This window comes from Streptomyces sp. ISL-66, assembly GCF_018614135.1.
Classification (GTDB): Bacteria; Actinomycetota; Actinomycetes; order Streptomycetales; family Streptomycetaceae; genus Streptomyces.
On record NZ_JAGGOW010000124.1, the window covers coordinates 1 to 17,887 of the forward strand.

The 17,887-nt window shown below is 73.5% G+C and carries 17 protein-coding genes; 7 read left to right on the plus strand and 10 right to left on the minus strand.

The genetic code is table 11. The annotated features are described in order from the left end of the window. Window positions 1-29: 29 nt before the first annotated feature. The gene (locus tag J7E97_RS23525; RefSeq protein WP_215030688.1) at window positions 30-935 is read left to right on the plus strand and encodes a biotin-dependent carboxyltransferase family protein; all 906 of its coding nucleotides are present in this window, start codon (window positions 30-32) and stop codon (window positions 933-935) included. A gap of 277 nt (window positions 936-1,212) precedes the next feature. Here J7E97_RS23525 and J7E97_RS23530 read toward each other — a convergent pair whose 3' ends face one another. The 3 genes from J7E97_RS23530 to J7E97_RS23535 all read right to left on the minus strand — a co-directional run bounded on the left by J7E97_RS23530 (window position 1,213) and on the right by J7E97_RS23535 (window position 3,388). After that, on the minus strand, window positions 1,213-2,619 hold the full coding sequence (locus J7E97_RS23530) for a HEAT repeat domain-containing protein (protein ID WP_215030652.1): 1,407 nt from the start codon (window positions 2,617-2,619) through the stop codon (window positions 1,213-1,215). 46 nt (window positions 2,620-2,665) lie between these two features. Continuing rightward, window positions 2,666-2,797 carry a hypothetical protein gene (locus J7E97_RS36705; protein ID WP_285428575.1) on the minus strand — a complete coding sequence of 44 codons (132 nt, stop codon included), beginning with the start codon at window positions 2,795-2,797 and terminating at the stop codon, window positions 2,666-2,668. A gap of 165 nt (window positions 2,798-2,962) precedes the next feature. Further along, on the minus strand, window positions 2,963-3,388 hold the full coding sequence (locus tag J7E97_RS23535) for an ankyrin repeat domain-containing protein (RefSeq protein ID WP_215030655.1): 426 nt from the start codon (window positions 3,386-3,388) through the stop codon (window positions 2,963-2,965). 283 nt (window positions 3,389-3,671) lie between these two features. Here J7E97_RS23535 and J7E97_RS23540 point away from each other — a divergent pair, with 283 nt between their 5' ends. Together J7E97_RS23540 and J7E97_RS23545 are read left to right on the plus strand one after the other, a co-directional pair. Beyond that, entirely contained in the window at window positions 3,672-3,866 is a 195-nt protein-coding gene (locus tag J7E97_RS23540) for a hypothetical protein (protein WP_030706611.1), read from the plus strand. 54 nt (window positions 3,867-3,920) lie between these two features. Next, the gene (locus J7E97_RS23545) at window positions 3,921-5,594 is read left to right on the plus strand and encodes a hypothetical protein (RefSeq protein ID WP_215030658.1); all 1,674 of its coding nucleotides are present in this window, start codon (window positions 3,921-3,923) and stop codon (window positions 5,592-5,594) included. Window positions 5,595-5,714: 120 nt separating this feature from the next. On the opposite strand, the gene J7E97_RS23550 is transcribed toward J7E97_RS23545, so the two are convergent. Next, a complete protein-coding gene (locus J7E97_RS23550) occupies window positions 5,715-7,217 on the minus strand; it encodes a PLP-dependent aminotransferase family protein (RefSeq protein ID WP_215030660.1) in 1,503 nt (500 codons plus the stop codon). A gap of 272 nt (window positions 7,218-7,489) precedes the next feature. Between J7E97_RS23550 and J7E97_RS23555 the strand changes: the two genes are divergently transcribed. From J7E97_RS23555 to J7E97_RS23565, 3 genes are all read left to right on the plus strand, one after another. Beyond that, window positions 7,490-8,260 carry a glycerophosphodiester phosphodiesterase gene (locus J7E97_RS23555; protein WP_215030663.1) on the plus strand — a complete coding sequence of 257 codons (771 nt, stop codon included), beginning with the start codon at window positions 7,490-7,492 and terminating at the stop codon, window positions 8,258-8,260. 67 nt (window positions 8,261-8,327) lie between these two features. Continuing rightward, the gene (locus tag J7E97_RS23560) at window positions 8,328-9,722 is read left to right on the plus strand and encodes an MFS transporter (RefSeq protein WP_215030666.1); all 1,395 of its coding nucleotides are present in this window, start codon (window positions 8,328-8,330) and stop codon (window positions 9,720-9,722) included. Window positions 9,723-10,064: 342 nt separating this feature from the next. Continuing rightward, a complete protein-coding gene (locus tag J7E97_RS23565) occupies window positions 10,065-10,439 on the plus strand; it encodes an RNA polymerase-binding protein RbpA (protein WP_031146696.1) in 375 nt (124 codons plus the stop codon). Between the two features lie 99 nt (window positions 10,440-10,538). Here the strand turns inward: J7E97_RS23565 and fxsA are convergent, their stop codons facing one another. From fxsA to J7E97_RS23585, 4 genes are all read right to left on the minus strand, one after another. After that, the gene (gene fxsA / locus J7E97_RS23570; RefSeq protein WP_215030669.1) at window positions 10,539-11,105 is read right to left on the minus strand and encodes an FxsA family membrane protein; all 567 of its coding nucleotides are present in this window, start codon (window positions 11,103-11,105) and stop codon (window positions 10,539-10,541) included. A gap of 141 nt (window positions 11,106-11,246) precedes the next feature. After that, window positions 11,247-12,017: a polyprenol monophosphomannose synthase gene (locus J7E97_RS23575; protein ID WP_308346749.1), complete on the minus strand. Its 771-nt coding sequence runs from the start codon at window positions 12,015-12,017 to the stop codon at window positions 11,247-11,249. A gap of 346 nt (window positions 12,018-12,363) precedes the next feature. Beyond that, window positions 12,364-14,007, minus strand: coding sequence for an amidohydrolase (locus J7E97_RS23580; protein ID WP_215030676.1), 1,644 nt, complete (start codon window positions 14,005-14,007; stop codon window positions 12,364-12,366). A gap of 125 nt (window positions 14,008-14,132) precedes the next feature. Further along, a complete protein-coding gene (locus tag J7E97_RS23585) occupies window positions 14,133-14,573 on the minus strand; it encodes an Lrp/AsnC family transcriptional regulator (RefSeq protein ID WP_215030691.1) in 441 nt (146 codons plus the stop codon). 228 nt (window positions 14,574-14,801) lie between these two features. On the opposite strand from J7E97_RS23585, the gene J7E97_RS23590 reads away from it, so the two are divergent. Then, window positions 14,802-15,248 carry a hypothetical protein gene (locus tag J7E97_RS23590; RefSeq protein ID WP_215030679.1) on the plus strand — a complete coding sequence of 149 codons (447 nt, stop codon included), beginning with the start codon at window positions 14,802-14,804 and terminating at the stop codon, window positions 15,246-15,248. Window positions 15,249-15,320: 72 nt separating this feature from the next. Here J7E97_RS23590 and J7E97_RS23595 read toward each other — a convergent pair whose 3' ends face one another. Continuing rightward, window positions 15,321-16,424: a phosphotransferase family protein gene (locus J7E97_RS23595; RefSeq protein ID WP_215030682.1), complete on the minus strand. Its 1,104-nt coding sequence runs from the start codon at window positions 16,422-16,424 to the stop codon at window positions 15,321-15,323. 169 nt (window positions 16,425-16,593) lie between these two features. Continuing rightward, window positions 16,594-17,730 carry a hypothetical protein gene (locus tag J7E97_RS23600; protein ID WP_215030685.1) on the minus strand — a complete coding sequence of 379 codons (1,137 nt, stop codon included), beginning with the start codon at window positions 17,728-17,730 and terminating at the stop codon, window positions 16,594-16,596. Window positions 17,731-17,887 lie beyond the last annotated feature (157 nt).

The window sequence follows — 17,887 nt, forward strand, 5'->3', positions numbered from 1 at the left end:
GTCCGGGTGCGGTTCACGGAGGCGTCCGCGTGAGCGGGGCCCCGCCGCGCGCCGCGGCCGCCCCTGCCGCCCCGGCCTTCGAGGTGCTCCGGCCGGGCGCACTGACCACCGTCCAGGACCTGGGCCGGCCCGGGTACGCGCACCTCGGCGTGCCCCGCTCGGGCGCCCTCGACGCGGGGGCGCACGCGCTGGCCAACCGCCTGCTGGGCAACCCGCCGCAGGCCGCCACGCTGGAGACGACCCTGGACGGCGTGGGTCTGCGGGCCCTGGGCGGTCCGGTGGTGGTGGCCGTGACGGGAGCGCCCTGTGGTGTACGGGTCTGCGGGCGGGCGGCGCCCTGGGGAGCCCCGGTCCTGCTGCGGGCCGGGGCGGAGCTGGAGGTGGGCCGGGCGGAGTCGGGAGTGCGCAGCTACGTCGCGGTGCGGGGAGGGTTCGCCGCGGAGCCGGTCCTGGGCAGCCGCTCGACGGATCTGCTGTCGGGTCTCGGGCCGCCGGTCCTCACGGCGGGGGCGCTGCTGATGGTGGGGCCGGCCGGTCCGGATCCGGTGGCCGGGGTGGACGCCCTGGCAGCGGCCGGCCCGCCCTCGGAGCTGGTGCTCCCGCTCCGGCCGGGGCCGAGGGCCGACTGGTTCGATCCGGAGTCGGTGAGGGACCGGCTGCTGCGCGCCCGGTACCGCGTCTCGGCGGCATCGAACCGCATCGGCCTGCGCACCGAGGGCCCGCCGCTCGTCCGGGCGCGGGGCGGCGAGCTCCCGAGCGAGGGCATGGTGCTGGGAGCGGTCCAGGTCCCTCCGGACGGCCACCCGGTGGTCTTCCTGGCCGACCATCCGGTCACGGGCGGCTACCCGGTCATCGGCGTGGTCCCCCCGGGCCCCGCCCTGGACGCGGCCGCGCAGGCGAGGCCGGGGGTGCCGGTGCGGTTCGTGAGGCTCTGACCGGGGCGCTGCCCGGACCCGGCCCACCGCCCGCCGGACGGGCCGGTCGCGGGCTCCGCCCGGACCCCCTGGGGCTCCGACCCGGACCCCGCCGCGACCAGGTCCCCGAACACCGGACGGGCCGGACAAGACGACGGGCTCCGCCCCGCTCCCTGCGGCTCCGCCCCGGCCCCGCGCGGGGATTCGATCCCCGACCGCCGGACTGGCCGGACAAGACCGCGGGCTCCGCCCGGACCCCGCGCCTCGAAGTCGGGCGGGGAGGGAATCGCTCCGGGTCCTACACCGCCGACTCCGGGGCGATCCGGCTGCGGACCGCCGACTGGACGTCTTCCTCCTCCGCCGGGTCCGCCGCCAGGCGGCGGAGCCTCGGGGCGACCCGGGCGTCAGCCGTCGCCGCGTGGTGGGCGGCCACCTCGCGGGTGGTCTCCTCGCAGTCCCAGAGGCACTCGACCGCGAAGCCCTCCGCGAAGGTCGGGTCCGTGGCCGCCAGGGCCCGCGCGGCCCGGCCGCGCAGATGGGACGAGGCCGTCTCGCGGTAGACGTGGCGCAGCACGGGCGCCGCGCAGCCGATCGCGAGCCGGCCCGCTCCGTCGACCAGGGCGAACAGCCGCACCGAGTCGGGGCCGGAGCCCCGCACGGTGTCGCGCAGGGCCCCGAGCACCAGACCGGCGTCCTCGGCTCCGCCCCGGGCGGCCAGGAGGGCCGCCGCGGCCGCTCCGAGGGCGTCGGGGCGGTGGACCCAGCGCCGGGCCCGTTCGACGGCGCCGGGGCCGCACATGCGCTCGTAGGCGGCTACGGCCGGCTCGTCGCCGGCGGCTTCGATGAGGTCCAGTATGGCCGGGTTCTCCGGTTCCGCGAGGACCAGGTGGTGCAGGGCGGTGGCGCGGGCGGCCTCGCCGCAGGCGCCGGCGGCGGCCGCGAGGATCGCGGAGCGGTCCTCGGGCGTGGCCACGGCGGCCAGGCAGCGGGCGGCGGGGACGTGCAGCGGGGTGCCCCGGCGCAGGCCGTCGGCGGCCCAGTCGAAGACGGCCTGGACGCCCCAGCCGGGCTGGGGGCCGCGGGGGGTGAGCTGGCGTTGCCAGCGGTCGAAGGAACCCTGCTGGCGGGCGGCGCGCAGGCGCTCGGCGTACTCGGGCGCCTCGGGGTTCTCTTCCCAGAGGCGCCAGGGCCGGGGTTCGTAGGCGTCGCGGACGGCGGCGGCGAGCCGCGCCTCACCCTCCGGGGTGGTGGGGAAGCGGGCGAGCACGGCGTCGGCCAGCGAGCGCAGTCCCTCGTCGTCGTCGCGCAGGGCGAGCTCGTCGAGGGCCCAGGCCCAGTTGGCGCCCGTGGCGGCGTAGCGGCGCAGCAGCATGAGCGCGTCGTCGCGGCCGTACGAGGCCAGGTGTCCGAGGACGGACAGGGCCAGGCCGGTGCGGTGGTCGTCGTCGTCGAGGAGGTCGTCGACGCCGAAGAGGTGGCTCTCGATCTCGCCCAAGGGGCCGTCGAGGTCCAGGTACAGCCGGGCGTAGTACAAGGAGCGGTTCTCGACCTGCCAGTCCTGGCGCGGATCGCCGGCCACGCACTGGTCGAGCGCCGCGAGGGCCTCGACCCTGGGGGCCGCGAGTGCGTGCAGCGTGCCGTCGCCGCGGCCGCGCTGGAGGAGACCGAGCAGGGTACCGCTCGGCGCTATGACTGGTTCGAACATGGGAATGGCCTCAAATCAAGCTGGGGACGCAACCGGGAATCAAAATTCACAGGGCCGCGTAACAGCATGTGAGGACGTCCGCCGTCATGTTCCGCTCGATGTAGACCATTGCCTTCTCACTCTCGTCGGTGCTCCGGGCCAAGGCGGCGGTCCCCCGGCAGGAGTGGGGGTCGGACACCCGTTGTGTCCTGCCCGCTCCTGCCCGTCCGCCAAGTCCACGAATCGAATCCGTCGTCATGATGACCCAGTCGGTTTGTGCACCGCGACCACATTTAAGGCCCCCGTGACCAATCCGTGAGGTCTGGACCGGCCAAGGACCGCCCAAGGAACCGCCAAAAGCGGACTACTTGGCTCCGAAAAGTTCCAGCAGGTCAGCCTTTGCGAACATGCGGGCCGTGTCCACGGCGGAGGGGGTTCCGGCCGTCGGGTCCGCTCCGCCGGCGAGCAGCGCGCGGATGACGGCCTCCTCGCCCTTGAAGACGGCGCCGGCGAGCGGGGTCTGGCCGCGGTCGTTGGCGCGGTCGGCCTCGGCGCCGCGGGCCAGCAGGGCCGTGACGGCTTCGGCGTGGCCGTGGTAGGCGGCGAGCATGACGAGGGTGTCGCCGCGGTCGTTCGTGAGGTTGGCCGGGACGCCGGCGTCGAGGTAGGCGGCCAGCGTCTCGGTCTCACCCTGACGGGCGAGGTCGAAGATCTTGGTGGCCAGCTCGATGACGTCCTCGTCGGGAACGTCCGGGGAGCCCTGGGAGCTGGCCTCGGCGTGCTCGCTCATCGGTCGTACCGCCTTTCACGCGGGCAGGGGTGCGTACGGCGACGCGCGTCCGTACGGGTGAATCGTCAGGGTAGCGCCCGGACCTGCACATGAGCGGGACGGGCCGAGGCAATGATCACCTCGCGGCCCCCTTGCGTCACGCACGCCCGGCGCGCCAGCCGGGCTGGGCCGGTCAAGTGAAAATTCCGCCGATTCACCCGTATGCACCTTTTGTCGCATTGATACTTGCTGTGAGCCTGGAAGAACTGATGGTGACTGTCCCCACCCACCAGGAGAACTCCTCATGGTCCTTTCCATCTCAGGTGTCGTCCTGCTCGGCATCATCTGCTTCCTCTTCTTCAAGAAGGACGGAATGAAGCTGTCGCACGCGTTCGTGTGCTCGCTCTTCGGCTTCTTCCTCGCGGGCTCCGCCATCGCTCCCAGCATCACGGCGAGTACGGCGAGCCTCGCGAGCCTCCTCGGCGGGATCAAGCTCTAGCGCCCCCCGGTCCCGGAAACCACCCCGAAGCATCCACAACTCCAGGAGACGCCCGTGGCCCGGCGCCCACTTCCCCGCATCCTCAGCAGCGGCACCGTGTCGCTGGCCCGGGGCCGCGACATCGCCCGCACGGCCGCCGACAGCGCCACGGACGTCCTCCATCCGCTCCTCGTCATCGGGCGGGGACTGCGCCTCCTGGCCTCGGCCGGGCGGCGCAAGTGGTGCGACACCCCCAAGGACAAGCGTGGTCCCGCGCTGTTCCTGGGAGCCGCCTGCGTCCTCGTGGTCGCGCTCGTCCCCTACGGCCCCGCCGCCGCCCTGATCACCCTCATGGCGGCGGCGGCCTGGCAGGGACGCGACCGCACCCCGGCGAAGACCGGCCCCAGCGATACCGAGACCGAACGCCTCGGCTCCCTCTACGAAGCCCTCGTGCCGTACTTGTCCGTCCCGGAGGACCCCGATCCGCTCTTCGCCCACGGCGGGGACTGGGACCGGGCCTTCAGCGGCTACGAATTCGACGGGGCGGGCCGCGTCACCCGGCTCCACATCCGCTACCCGGCCTACTTCACCGACGGCGAGGCCGCCTCACGGGCCCGGATCGAGGCACTGCTGCACGCCAAGTCCGGGCGCGGACGGGAGTACCTCTTCGACTGGGACGAGGAGGGGAACCAGCTCGACCTGAGCGTGCTGGCGGCGCTGCCGACAGGTATCGCCGCCCAGCCCTTCGTGACCTCTCCCGGTGAGACCGTGCTCGGTTTCACCGACGCCGGCAGCGTGCAGCGCACCCTGCCCGTCCTGGAGGGGGACGAGCCCCGCGACATGCCTCCGGTCATCTGGCGCACCGGCTCCCGCTCCGCCGAACCCCACCTGCTGGCCGTGGGCCAGCCCGGCAGCGGCACCTCCACTCTGCTGCGCTCGGTCGCCCTGCAAGCCCTGCGGCACGGGGGCGACGTCCTGATCGTGGAGGGCGGCGGCAGCGGGGAGTACTCCTGCCTGTCAGGCCGCGCCGGCGTCCTCGCCGTGGAGTGCGGGCCGACCGGGGCGCTGGCCACCCTGGAATGGGCCGCGCGCGAGACCGAGCGGCGCCTGATCGCCACGCACCGCGCCCGCGAAGCCGGCCGGCCCGCGCCCGAGGACACCCGCCGCCCGCTGTGGATCCTGCTCGACCGGCCCAGCGTGCTGGGCCACCTCGCCGCGGCCGAGGGCGCTCCCGACCCGCTCGCGGAGCTCCAGGTGCCGCTGCGGCACGGGCGCGCGGCGCACGTCACCGTGGTGGTCGCCGAGCAGTTCGAGCACCTGGAGCTGCTGCAGGACGCCGTCTGGCAGCACACCCGGGCCCGGGTGGTGCTGGGCTCCGCCTCCATCCAGCAGATCACCGACGTGCTGGGAGTACCTCCGCACACCACGCCGACGGCCGTCGCGCCGCCCGGACGCGGGTACGCGCGGCTCGGCTCCGGCCCCGTGCACCGGCTCCAGGTGCCCGCCACGCCGGACCCCTACGACGAGGCCGCGCACCCGGCGCACCGGCAGGCGGTAGTGGAGCTCCTGCCCGAGCGGCGGGCCCAGCCCAGGGCCGTCCCGGACCACGTCACCCCGACGAAGCCGCTGCGCATCCTCCAGCCGGTGCAGCCGGTGGAGGCGCCACAACCGGTCCAGCCGCCGGCCCAGGCACAGGGTCCGTCGATCGACGCCCCGCAGATCCCCGAGGTCCCGGTCGACGCCCCGTAGCGGCCGGACGGACGGGCCGGGAGGGCCGCTCGCGGACACCGCGGCACGTCGCCCGACGGCCGGCCGCCCCGTCAGGCGCCCGCGGGCCCCGCCCCTCTTCGCTCCTTCGCCCCTACGCCCCTACGCGACGAACGTGCGCGGCGGTTCCGCTCCGCCGCCGCCCGCACCCGTGCCGACCAGCCGGGCCGCGGCGGCCAGCCGGGCGGCGGCCTCCTCGGCCACCGGGCCGCCGACGGTGAACGGGAGCCGTACGTACCCCTCGAAGGCCCCGTCGACCCCGAACCGGGGGCCCGAGGGGACCCGTACGCCGACCCGCTCCCCCACCTCGGCCAGCCGGGAGCCGGACAGGCCGCCCGCGCGGGCCCACAGCGTCAGGCCGCCGCGCGGGACCTGGAACTCCCAGTCCGGCAGCTCCCGGCGCACCGCCGCCACCAGCGCGTCGCGGTTCTCGCGGGCCTGGTCGCGGCGGATCTCGACGGCCTGGGCCCAGCCGTCGGTGCGCATCAGCCAGTTCACCGCGAGCTGTTCCAGCACGGGGGTGCCGAGGTCGGCGTAGGCGCGGGCCGCCACGAGGCTGCGGATGACGTCGGGGGCCGCGCGGACCCAGCCGATGCGCATGCCGGCCCAGAAGGCCTTGCTGGCGGAGCCCACGGTGATGACGGTGGAGCCGGCCGGGTCGAAGGAGCAGACCGGGCGCGGCATCTCCACGTCCGGGTCGAGCCGGAGCTCGATCATGGTCTCGTCGGCGACGAGCACGGTGCCGGCCGAGCGGGCCGCCTCCACCATCGCCCGGCGCTGCTCGTCGGAGGCGAGCGCCCCGGTCGGATTGTGGAAGTCGGCGACGACGTAGGCGAGGCGGGGCGCGGAGTCGCGCAGGACCTGGCGCCAGACGTCCATGTCCCAGCCGGTCAGGCCCTCGCCCATGGCCACGGGCACGAGGCGGACGCCGGCGGCGCGCATGAGCTGGAGGATGTTGGCGTAGGAGGGGGATTCCACCGCGATCCGCTCGCCGCGTCCGGCGAAGAGGCTGCAGATGGCGTCGATGGCACCCATCGCGCCCGTGGTGACCATGATCTGCTCGGGCATGGTCGGGATGCCGCGCTCGGTGTAGCGCTCCGCGAGCATCCGGCGCAGGGCGGGCAGCCCGGCCGGATAGTCCCCGTGCGTGTGGGCGTACGGCGGGAGCTCTTCCAGGGCGCCCTGGACGGCCTTGGTGAGCCAGGGCTCGGGGGCCGGGAGCGCGGCGCAGCCGAGGTCGATCATCGAGCCGAGGGACTCGGGGGGCAGGGGTTCCAGGCCGCGGGAGGGCATCGGGTTCCCGGCGGGCACCGAGGTCCAGCTGCCGGCGCCCCTGCGGGACTCCAGGAACCCCTCGCCGCGCAGGGCCTCGTAGGCGGCGGCGACGGTGGTTCGGCTGACGGCGAGCACGACGGCGAGCTCCCGCTCGGCGGGAAGCCGCGCGGCGACGGGGACGCGGCCCTCGAGGACGAGGAGGCGGATGCCGTCGGCGAGGGTGCGGTACGCGGGCAGTTTGCGCGCGCCGGGCACGGCGGCCCGTCCCTGCTGGGAGGTGATGAGTCGGCCGAGCTGTGCGGCGCCTACGGCCGAGGTCCACTGCGCCATGGCTTCCGGTCCACCTTCGTCGAATTGGCCCTCACCGGGCCTTCGAGGTCCGGTATTGGATTGGTCTTGCCGGTCCAGAGTGTCATGGAGTGGTTCCTCCGGACCAGGGGGTCCTGTTACGCGGGACCGCGCGTCGCGGTGTCCCGCGGCCGCCCGCCGCCCTCAGCGGTGGCCGCGGGAGGGCGCTGCCCGGCCCCCCGCCGCCCGGGCCCCTCACCGGCCGGATACCAGGGCGCTCCCGTCCCGGCGGGAACAGGCGGCATACTGCCGCGGTGACGCACGTACGCCTTCGCCATCCGTATCTCGACCACCCGGCTCCGATCCCCTTCGCCCACCGCGGCGGGGCCGCCGACGGGCTGGAGAACACCGCCGCCGCCTTCCGGCGGGCCGCCGACGCGGGATACCGGTACTTCGAGACCGATGTGCACGCCAGCGCCGACGGCGAACTGGTCGCCTTCCACGACGCGACCCTGGACCGGGTGACGGACGGCCGCGGCCGCATCCGCGAGCAGCCGTGGAGCCGGATCCGGGAGGCCCGGGTCGGCGGGACCGAGCCGCTGGCGCTCTTCGAGGACCTCCTGGAGGAGTTCCCCGAGGCCCGCTGGAACGTGGACATCAAGGACGAGTCCGCCCTGCACCCGCTGGTCGATCTGATCGCGCGGGCCGGCGTCTGGGACCGGGTGTGCGTGGGCTCCTTCTCCGAGAGCCGGGTCGCGCGGGCGCAGAAGATCGCCGGGCCCCGGCTGGCGACCTCGTACGGGGTGCGGGGGGTGGTCGGGCTGCGGCTGCGCTCGTACGCGATCCCGGCGGCGCTGCGCGCGGGCGCGGTGGCGGCGCAGGTTCCGGAGACCCAGGCGGGCATCCGCGTGGTGGACCGGCGGTTCGTACGCACCGCGCACGAACGGGGGCTGCAGGTGCACGTGTGGACCGTGAACGAACCGGAACGCATGGAGGCGCTGCTCGACCTGGGTGTCGATGGCATCATGACCGACCGGATCGACATCTTGCGCACGGTGCTGGACCGGCGCGGGGCCTGGGCCTGACCGGCCACGGGCCCGCGCGCCCGGAGCCGGCGGCCGCGGCGGTACGGGGACCAGCGAGGGGGCACTCATGAGTGCGCAGACCACAGATCAAGCGGAATCCGGGTCCGGGGACGGCGCGGAGGGCGGCAGAGCGGCGGCCGAGGCCGCCGCGGCACGCAAGCGCGAGCAGCACGGCTGGTACTTCTACGACTTCGCCTGCTCGGTCTATTCGACGAGCGTGCTCACCGTGTTCCTCGGGCCGTTCCTGACGGCGGTGGCGAAGGCGGCCGCCGACGCCGACGGCTACGTGCACCCGCTGGGCATCCCGGTGCGGGCCGGCTCGTACTTCGCGTACTCCGTGTCCGCCTCGGTGATCGTGGCCGTCCTGATCATGCCGCTGGTGGGGGCGCTCGCGGACCGCAGCGGCCGCAAGAAGCCGCTGCTGGCGGCGGCCGCGTACACGGGCGCGGCGGCGACCACCGGGATGTTCTTCCTGGGCGGCGACCGCTATCTGCTCGGCGGGCTGCTGCTGATCGTCGCGAACGCGGCGCTGTCGGTCTCGATGGTGCTCTACAACGCCTATCTGCCGCAGATCTCCACGCCGGACGAGCGGGACGCCGTCTCCTCGCGCGGCTGGGCCTTCGGTTACACCTCGGGCGCCCTCGTCCTCGTACTGAACCTCGTGGTCTACCAGGGGCACGACTCGTTCGGGCTCTCGGAGGGTGCGGCCGTACGGATCTGCCTGGCCTCGGCGGGACTGTGGTGGGGCGCCTTCGCGATCGTCCCGCTGCGGCGGCTGCGGGACCGGGCCGTGGTCCGGGAGGCGGGGGCGGGTCCGGCGCTCAGCGGCTGGAAGCAGCTCATCGCCACGCTGAAGGACATGCGGCGCTACCCGCTGACCCTCTCGTTCCTGCTGGCGTACCTGATCTACAACGACGGCGTGCAGACCGTGATCTCCCAGGCGTCCATCTACGGCTCGGAGGAGCTGGAGCTCGAACAGTCCACGCTGATCGTGGCCGTGCTGCTCGTGCAGGTCCTGGCGGTGGCGGGGGCGCTGGGGATGGGCCGCCTGGCGGTGCGGTACGGCGCCAAGCGGACGATTCTCGGTTCGCTGGCCGCTTGGGGGCTGACGCTGGCGGCCGGGTACTTCCTGCCGGCCCGGACCCCGGTGTGGTTCTTCGCGCTCGCCTCGATGATCGGACTGGTGCTGGGCGGCAGCCAGGCGCTGTCGCGCTCGCTCTTCTCGCACCTGGTGCCGACGGGCAAGGAGGCCGAGTACTTCTCGGCGTACGAGATGAGCGACCGCGGGCTGAGCTGGGTGGGGCCGCTCGTTTTCGGCATCACCTATCAGGTCACGGGGAGCTACCGGGACGCGATCATCTCGTTGGTGGTCTTCTTCGCACTGGGTTTCGTGCTGCTCGCCAGAGTGCCGGTGCGGCGCGCGGTGGAGGCGGCGGGGAATCCTGTACCCGAGCGGATCTGACCGGATCCGAGTGGGCTCGGGAGGATATCGGCTGGGCCTGGAGCGGATCCCGCGTGGGTCCAGAGCGCGAATTCGGAACAGATTTCGACGTTCAAGCGAAGGGCCGGTAGTGTACGCCTTTGGCCTGCCAGGCGGACCGTTACTGCGTGCTTACGAAGTGAAGACGCTGGGTGACATTTGCTGCCAGATGTGACAAAACGGGCACTGGTGGGTACAACAAGGGGCGGCACGACGGGCGACGCGTGACCCGGAGCGGGAATCTATACCGCCGACCGGACGTTGACCGGATGACGACGACAGCGACACCTGTCCTGTGGGCGACAAGCCCGGGAGGCACGATTCATGAGTGAGCGAGCTCTCCGCGGTACGCGGCTCGTGGTTACCAGCTACGAGACGGACCGCGGCATCGATCTGGCCCCGCGCCAGGCGGTGGAGTACGCATGCCAGAACGGACATCGATTTGAGATGCCGTTCTCGGTTGAGGCAGACATCCCGCCGGAGTGGGAGTGCAAGGCGTGCGGCGCCATGGCACTCCTGGTGGACGGGGACGGGCCCGAAGAGAAGAAGGGCAAGCCTGCGCGAACGCACTGGGACATGCTCATGGAGCGACGCACCCGCGAGGAGCTGGAGGAAGTGCTGGCCGAGAGGCTGGCGGTCCTTCGTTCCGGCGCCATGAACATTGCCGTGCATCCGCGGGACAGCCGCAAGTCCGCCTGACAGCCGGACGCCAGCACAGCAAGAGCAACACAGCAAGACAGCACAAAGCCGAGGGCCCCCGCCACACCATGTGGCGGGGGCCCTCGGCTTTGTCGTGGATCAGCTCTGCGGCCGGTCCTCGCGGACGACCTCGCCCTGGATGACCTCACCCCGGATGACCTCGCCCGGGACGACCTTGCCGTCCGGATAGCGGATGCGGGCCTGCTGGAAGGCGTCGCCGACGGATCCGGCGGGCGCCGAGGCCATCTTCCGCTCCAGCGTCCTGGTCACGCGGCGGCCGACCCGGGCGCGGACCGGCGGGAGCAGGAGGAGCAGGCCCGCCGCGTCGGAGAGCAGGCCCGGCATCATCAGGAGCAGGCCGGCCAGCATGGTCAGGCCGTTGCCCGAGCCGGGCTGCGCCGGAGTCGGCTGCTTGCCCGCCTGGGCCTGCTGGAAGGTCTCCGTCAGGTTCTTGAAGGCGCGCCGCCCGGCCCGCTTGATGACCACCGCTCCGAGCACCAGGCCGCCCACGAGCAGCAGGGCGACGCCACCGCCGCCGACCGCTCCGGCGACGAGGCTGAGCAGCCAGATCTCCAGGATCAGCCAGGCCACGATGGCCAGAGGAAGGAACGTACGGGCGGACGAACGCCGCCCGGGGGCCGTAGAGGTCGGAACTCCGGTCGTCATGCCACCAGTGTGCCCGGGGCGATGTAAAAGCGTCCTCAGCCGGAGGTACCGGACACCCCTAGGGGTGCCGGCGCGGGCGGGGCCGGGCCTGGCCGGCAGACTTCGGCCCGTGCCGGGCCGGCCACCGCTCGCCCCGGACGGCTACTTCCCGCGGAGTTTGCGGGTCACCTTGCCCGCGTGTTCCTTCAGGCCCCACTGGGTGACCCTCCAGAGGGCCTCCACCACGATGTCCTTGCTCATCTTGCTGTCGCCGAACTCTCGCTCGACGAAGGTGATGGGTACCTCGACCACGCGGAAGCCCTCGCGCACGGCCCTGCGGGCGAGGTCGACCTGGAAGCAGTAGCCGGCGGAGGCGACGTCGGCCAGACCGAGGCCTTCGAGGGTCTCGCGCCGGAAGGCGCGGTAGCCGCCGGTGACGTCCCGGATCGGGACGCCCAGCATCAGCCGGGAGTACGTGGACCCGCCCCGGGAGAGGAACTCACGGCTCTTCGGCCAGTTGACGACCCGCCCGCCCGGGACCCAGCGGGAGCCGAGCACCAGGTCGGCGCCCTCCAGCGCGGTGAGCAGCCGGGGCAGTTCCTCGGGCTGGTGGGAGCCGTCGGCGTCCATCTCGACGATGACGCCGTAGCCGTTGTCCAGGCCCCACTGGAAGCCGGCCAGGTAGGCCGCTCCGAGTCCTTCTTTGCCCTTGCGGTGCAGGACGTGGACGTGCCCGTCTTGTGCCGCCAGCTCGTCCGCGAGCTTTCCGGTGCCGTCCGGGCTGTTGTCGTCCGCGACCAAGATGTGGGCCTCGGGCACAGCCGCGCGGACGCGGCCGACGATCAGCCCGATGTTCTCCGCCTCGTCGTAGGTCGGAATGATCACCAAGGCCGTGCCGAGCGGTCCGTAGCTTCGCTGTCCGCCGTCGCTCACTGATTCCCCTTTTGCGTTCTCGTACATCCCGTACGTCTTCGTGTACGTCGTGTCGCAGAGGATGATTTTAGAACAGTGACCGGAGCCCGCGGTCCTTCGGGCCGGACCGGCGCCCGCTGGCTGCGGACCGCCTGACCGTTGTCTACTGGACCGCGGGCCCCGATCTGGGGCCACCCGCCCCGAACTCCCTCGGGAGCAGGGGGGACTCCTTCCGGCGAAACCTTCCCTCGCCCCCGAGGCGCGGGCGCGGCTGAGCGAACGGCTCCGTCCGGTGCGGACGTCCGGGGGTGGACCCGGCCGAACCTATCCGGGTCCGGCCGCCCTTACCGAACCACGGACCGCCGGATCACCCCTGTGGCCGTACGAATACTTGCCGGCCGCCGACGACGGTGGCCAGGCAGACCGGCAGCTCAGCGCCGGGGGTCAGGTCCGGCAGTCCGGGGGTGCCGGAGCGGGGGTCCGTGGACCAGCGGGCGACCCGGTCGTCGGGGGCCTGCACCACCAGCTCGGCGGTCTGCCAGACGGCGTAGTCGGCCGGGGCGCCCGGAACGAGGGTGCCGGCGTCGTCGCGGCCCAGGGCCCGCCAGCCGCCGCGGGTGTGGGCGGCGAAGGCGGCCCGTACGGAGATGCGGTGCTCCGGCGTGCGGTGGAACGCGGCCGCGCGGACCGTGCCCCAGGGGTCGAGCGGGGTGACGGGGGCGTCCGAGCCGAACGCCAGCGGGACGCCGGCCTTGAGCATGGCCGCGTACGGGTTGAGCGTGCGGGCGCGCTCCGCGCCGAGCCGGTCGGCGTACATGCCTTCCTCGCCGCCCCACAGCGCGTCGAAGGCGGGCTGGACGGAGGCGGTGAGGCCGAGGTCCGCGAAGGCGGCGATGGCGGCCGGGGTCATCATCTCGGCGTGCTCGACGCGGTGGCGGGCGGCCCGGACGCGGGCGAGGCCGACCTTCTCGGCGGCGGCCCGGACGCCCTCGATGACGGCACTGATCGCGGCGTCTCCGATGGCGTGGAAACCGGCCTGGAGCCCCGCCTCGGTGCAGGCGGCCACGTGTCCGGCGACGTCGTGCGCGTCGAGGTAGCCCGTGCCGGTGTGGCCGGCGTCGGCGTAGGGGGCGTGCAGGCAGGCGGTGTGCGAGCCGAGGGCGCCGTCGACGAAGAGGTCTCCGGCGGCCCCGATCGCGCCGAGCGCCCTGGCCCGGTCCAGGTCCCGGTCGGCCCAGTAGCCGAAGACGCGGGGTCCGGGGCGCGTGCGGGCGAGCTCCATGAGGGCGGTGAAGTCCTCGGCGGAGGAGATGTCGGGGCCCCCGCACTCGTGGACGGAGCCGATCCCCAGGGAGGCGGCCCGGTCCAGGGCGGCCCGCTGGGCCTCGGCGCGCTGGGCCGGGAGGAGGGCCGCGAGCGCCGCGCGGCGCACCTGGTGGTGATCGTCGCGGGTCAGCGGCTCGTCGCCGGCGCCGCGGACCCCGGGGACGAGGTCCAGCAGGGCGGTGGTGACCACGGCGGAGTGCGCGTCGATGCGGCTGAGGTAGAGCGGCCGGCCGCCGGTGGCCTCGTCCAGTTCCCGGCGGCGGGGGGCGCGGCGCTCGGGCCAGCGGGCGGCGTCCCAGCCGTGCCCGAGGAGGACCCGGTCGGTGGGGCGGCGGTCCGCGTACGCCCGCACCCGGGCGAGGGCCTCCGGGAGGGAGGCGGCCCCCGAGAGGTCCAGCCCGGTCAGGGCGAGGCCGGCGGAGGTGGTGTGGACGTGGGCGTCGGTGAAGGCGGGGGTGACGAGCGCGCCGTCGAGGTCGACGACCTCGTCCACGCCCTGCGCGAAGGCGTCCGCGGCGCCCTCGGAACCGACCCAGGCGATGTGGCCGCGCTCGACGACCATCGCGGTGGCGAACGGGTCGGCGGGGCTGTGGACTTCTCCGCCGCGCAGGAGGACGGTCCGTTGGGATCCCGGGGCTGCGGGCGATCCGGCGGCGGTGGCGGAGTCGGCGGTGCGGTCTGTCATGCCGACAGTCTCCCCTTTGGGCCGCGCCGTCCGCACGGTCGGGGTGGGCCCGGGGGCCCGCCGTCCGGGCCCGGCCCGGGGACCGCCTGCGGTCCGGGTCCTGCCGCGGCCGCGCCCGGGCCCGGTTACACGCGCGGGGGGCGGGATTCGTACGGGGTGGAGAGGACCACCGTCGTGCGGGTGGAGACGTGGGCCAGGGCGCGCAGGCGGCCCAGGAGGTCTTCCAGCCCCAGCGGGGTCGCGACGCGGACCTTGAGGATGTAGTTCTCGTCGCCCGCGACGCTGTGGCAGGCCTCGATCTCCGGCACCCCCGCCAGCCGCTCCGCGATGTCGTCCGGCGCGCTCGGGTCGAAGGGCTTGACCGAGATGAAGGCGGTCAGCGGCAGCCCGACGGCTTCGGGGTCGACGACGGCCGCGTAGCCGCGGATGACTCCGCGCTGTTCCAGGCGGCGTACTCGCTGGTGGACCGCCGACGTGGACAGGCCGGTGGCCTTGCCCAGGTCCGTGTAGCTCATCCGCCCGTCCCGCACGAGCAGATCCACGATCTGGCGGTCCAGCTCCTCCATTGCGCTCATAGCCGCACAACTTACGTCCCCGGACCGCTCCAGGCCCAGCCGTGTCCACGGATTGACGCGGGACCGCGTGGCACCTGCGCCGGGCATGTGACCAAGGCCACAAGGGTATGCGGGCGTAGGGCGGCAGGATGTGGTTACTCGTGCCGCGCGACGGGAAGTGCTTGGGGTGGCCGTGGCCGAAGAACAGCCCGCCCGGCCCACCCAAGGGGGAGTACATCCATGCTGAACACCAAGCGCGCCGGTCGCACCGAACCGGAGCCCCTGGAAATCGTCGAGGGCGCCTACGCCGACGATGACGACTACCTCGAATACGCCGAGGGATTCGAGATCCACCACGCGATCTGCCCGGACTGCGGTCAGGCCATCGCCCTCGTCGCGGACGAGGAGTTCCTGCCGCAGCACGCCCTCTGCCTGACCCCGTGGAACCCCTTCGGGCTCACGGTGTGCGCGGGCACCGGACGGCCCGCCTCCGATGCGCTGCCCACCCTCGGGCTCGCCGTCGAGGGCACCCAGGAGCTGGAGCCCGTCATCCATCTCGCGCTGCCCCAGGGCCTGGACTGGCGTACGCAGCCCTTCTCGCACGTCGGCGGCCCCGGCTCGCGTCCGGTCCGGACGCCGGCGCCCGCGGAGCTGCCGCAGATGCGGCAGCACGCCCAGGCCGCCTGAGCCGCCCGAGCCGCCGCACCCCGCGGTCCCGCACTTCCGCACGTGCGCGGCCCCGCAACTCCCGCGCCGGGGCTACCAGTACGTTCCCTGCACCATGGCGGCCAGACTGGCATGGTGCAGGATCAGGCCGTCGGGGTCCGCGGGGATCTCCACCTCGCCGAAGTGCGCCTGCCGGTAGGCGATGCGGAGCATCACGATCCCGTGCCGCAGGGCGGCGTAGAGGGTGTGGAACTCCATGTCCCGCGGGACGTGCCCGGTGAGCTCGGCGTACCGGCGCTCGATGTCGTCGCGGCGCAGGAAGTCCGGCAGACCGGGCTGGCCGAAACCGACCGTCAGGTCCTGGAAGAAGCGGTGCAGGTAGACCGTCCAGCCGAGGTCGACCTCGCGCGGGGCGAAGGCCGCCATCTCCCAGTCGAGCACGGCGACGGGTGCGAAGCCGTCGGCTTCGTAGACGACGTTGCCGATGCGGGCGTCGCCCCAGTTCAGCACGGCCGGGCCGCCCTCGTCGGCCGGCCAGAGCTCTTCGAGGCGGTCGAAGGCCCGTTCCAGCAGCGGGGATCGGGAACTGCCCGCCACCACCCAGTGGTAGTACCGGCGTTGGGCCTCTACGTGGCGGCGCAGCGGGCTGCCGTCGCCTTCCGGCAGGAGGAACCGCGCCTCGTCGGGCGGGAACTGGTCGTGGAGCCGGGCCAGGAGGGAGATGCTGGCCTCCTGGAGTCCGGCGCGTTCGGCGTCGGTCGCCGCGTGCAGCCAGTTGCCCTCGTAGGTGTAGGGCATCACGTCGGGCGGTACGCGGCCTTCGGCGCGGGCCATCACGAAGAACGGCGCTCCGAGCGGGGCCGGGTCCTCTTCCAGCCACTGGACGCGCGGGACGGGCAGGTCGGTGTGGGCGGCGACCAGGCTCATCACGCGGTGCTGGCGGGGCATGTCGTAGGTGGGGAAGACGGTGTAGGCGGCCGGATCGGCGGCGAGGCGCAGGGCGCAGGCGCGGACCGGGGCGTCGGGGTGCTCGATGTCGAAGAGCAGGGTCTCGCTCGACATGCCGTTGGAGCCGGGGACGGAGACGTTGGCGATCTTCGCGCCGGGGAGTTCGGCGTCGAGCCAGGCGGCGAGGCGCCGGCCGAGTTCCTCTGGTTCGCGGGTGGAGGTGCGGGGGCGTGGTGCCGGTCCTGCCATGGGGGTACCCCTTCCTGTTTCCTGCGTGACCTGCGTGTGTTGCGTGACCTGGGTGTATTGCATGACCTGCGTGCGTTGCGTGACCTGGGTGCGCTGCGTGACCTGCACTGTCCGGCCGGTTCGGGCCCGTTCCGGCCGGATCTCGCCCGTACCGGCGTGCCTGCTCTCGCTACGGGGCCACGGAGCCGTAGTCGGTGAAGCCGCTCGGGTCGTGGCGGCCGAAGCTGCCGTGCTCGAAGATGCCGAAGCCGGTCCGGCCTTCGAGGGTGAAGCGGGCCGAGTGGTCGGTGACGCCGAAGGCGGCCATGGGGTGGGCTGCCGGGTCGGAGAGGTCGTACGCGCGGCGATCGGTCCAGCCGCGGCCCTTCCAGGAGCCGTGCTGCCAGTCGGAGGCGGGCGGGTAGCCGGCTCCGACCGCGAGCGGGGAGGAGTTCAGGATCTCCACGCCGAGTTCGAGGGGCTTGCGGCCGGCCGGGTCGGTGAGGTGGACGACGGCGCTCACGGGGTGGCGGGTGCCGGACCGGTAACGGACGTCGGTGTGCGGCCAGCCGAGCTGGACGTCGTGGCGGCCGCTGCCTTCCGGGAACACCTCGACGGCTTCGCTGAGGTTGCGCAGGCCGTCGGCGTCCTCCTGGGCGATGACCATCAGGAAGCGGTCCTCGAACCGGACGGGGATCCAGAGCCAGTGGAAGCCCTCGGGCCGGTGCTCCTCGGCGGCGCGGCCACCGTCCTCCCCGGGGATCGGGCGCACGCCCCAGCTGCGGTCGCGGGTGCCGGTCCACTCGGCGGCGTCCAGCACGAACTCCTCGCCCTTGGCACGGATGGTGCCGGTGACGTTGCCCGCCTGCACGAAGCGGCGGCCTTCGAGGATGAGGCGGTCGCCGCGGCGCTGGGTGTGGTGGGGCTCCCAGACCGCCGGGAACTCGGCGGTCCAGGTGATGTCGTACGAGAGCCCGTCGGGGTCGTCCGGGTCGGCGGCGCAGGTGAGCCCGATGCGCTTGAGGGGTTCGTCGACGGTGATCCGGAGCGGGCCGACGGAGAGGTTCATCCGGTCGTCGGTGAGGGCGTCGGAGGCTCGGACGGCGAGGAGTTCGTCGCCGACGCGGAGGGTGGCGTAGGCGTCGATGACACCGGCGTTGGGGTAGACCCCGAGGCCGAGGATGAGGACGGCGCGGCCGGCGTGGTCGAAGACGTGGAAGATGCAGCGGTCGTAGGCGTTGCGGTCGCCGGTGACGAGGTGCTTCATCGACAACGGCGCCTGGTGGATGGGGTACTCGTCGAGCGATACGGGACGGTCGGCGGGCATGACGAAACCTCCGGGGCGGTGTGAGGGCGGCACCTGGGCGGAGATGACGGTACGTCAGATTTGCTGTCGTCGGCCAGAGTTGTGGCACGAACCGGCACGAGGGCACGGCGTGCGACGGGAATCCGCGGGCTGACTTCCGGCTCGCGGCACCGGGCCG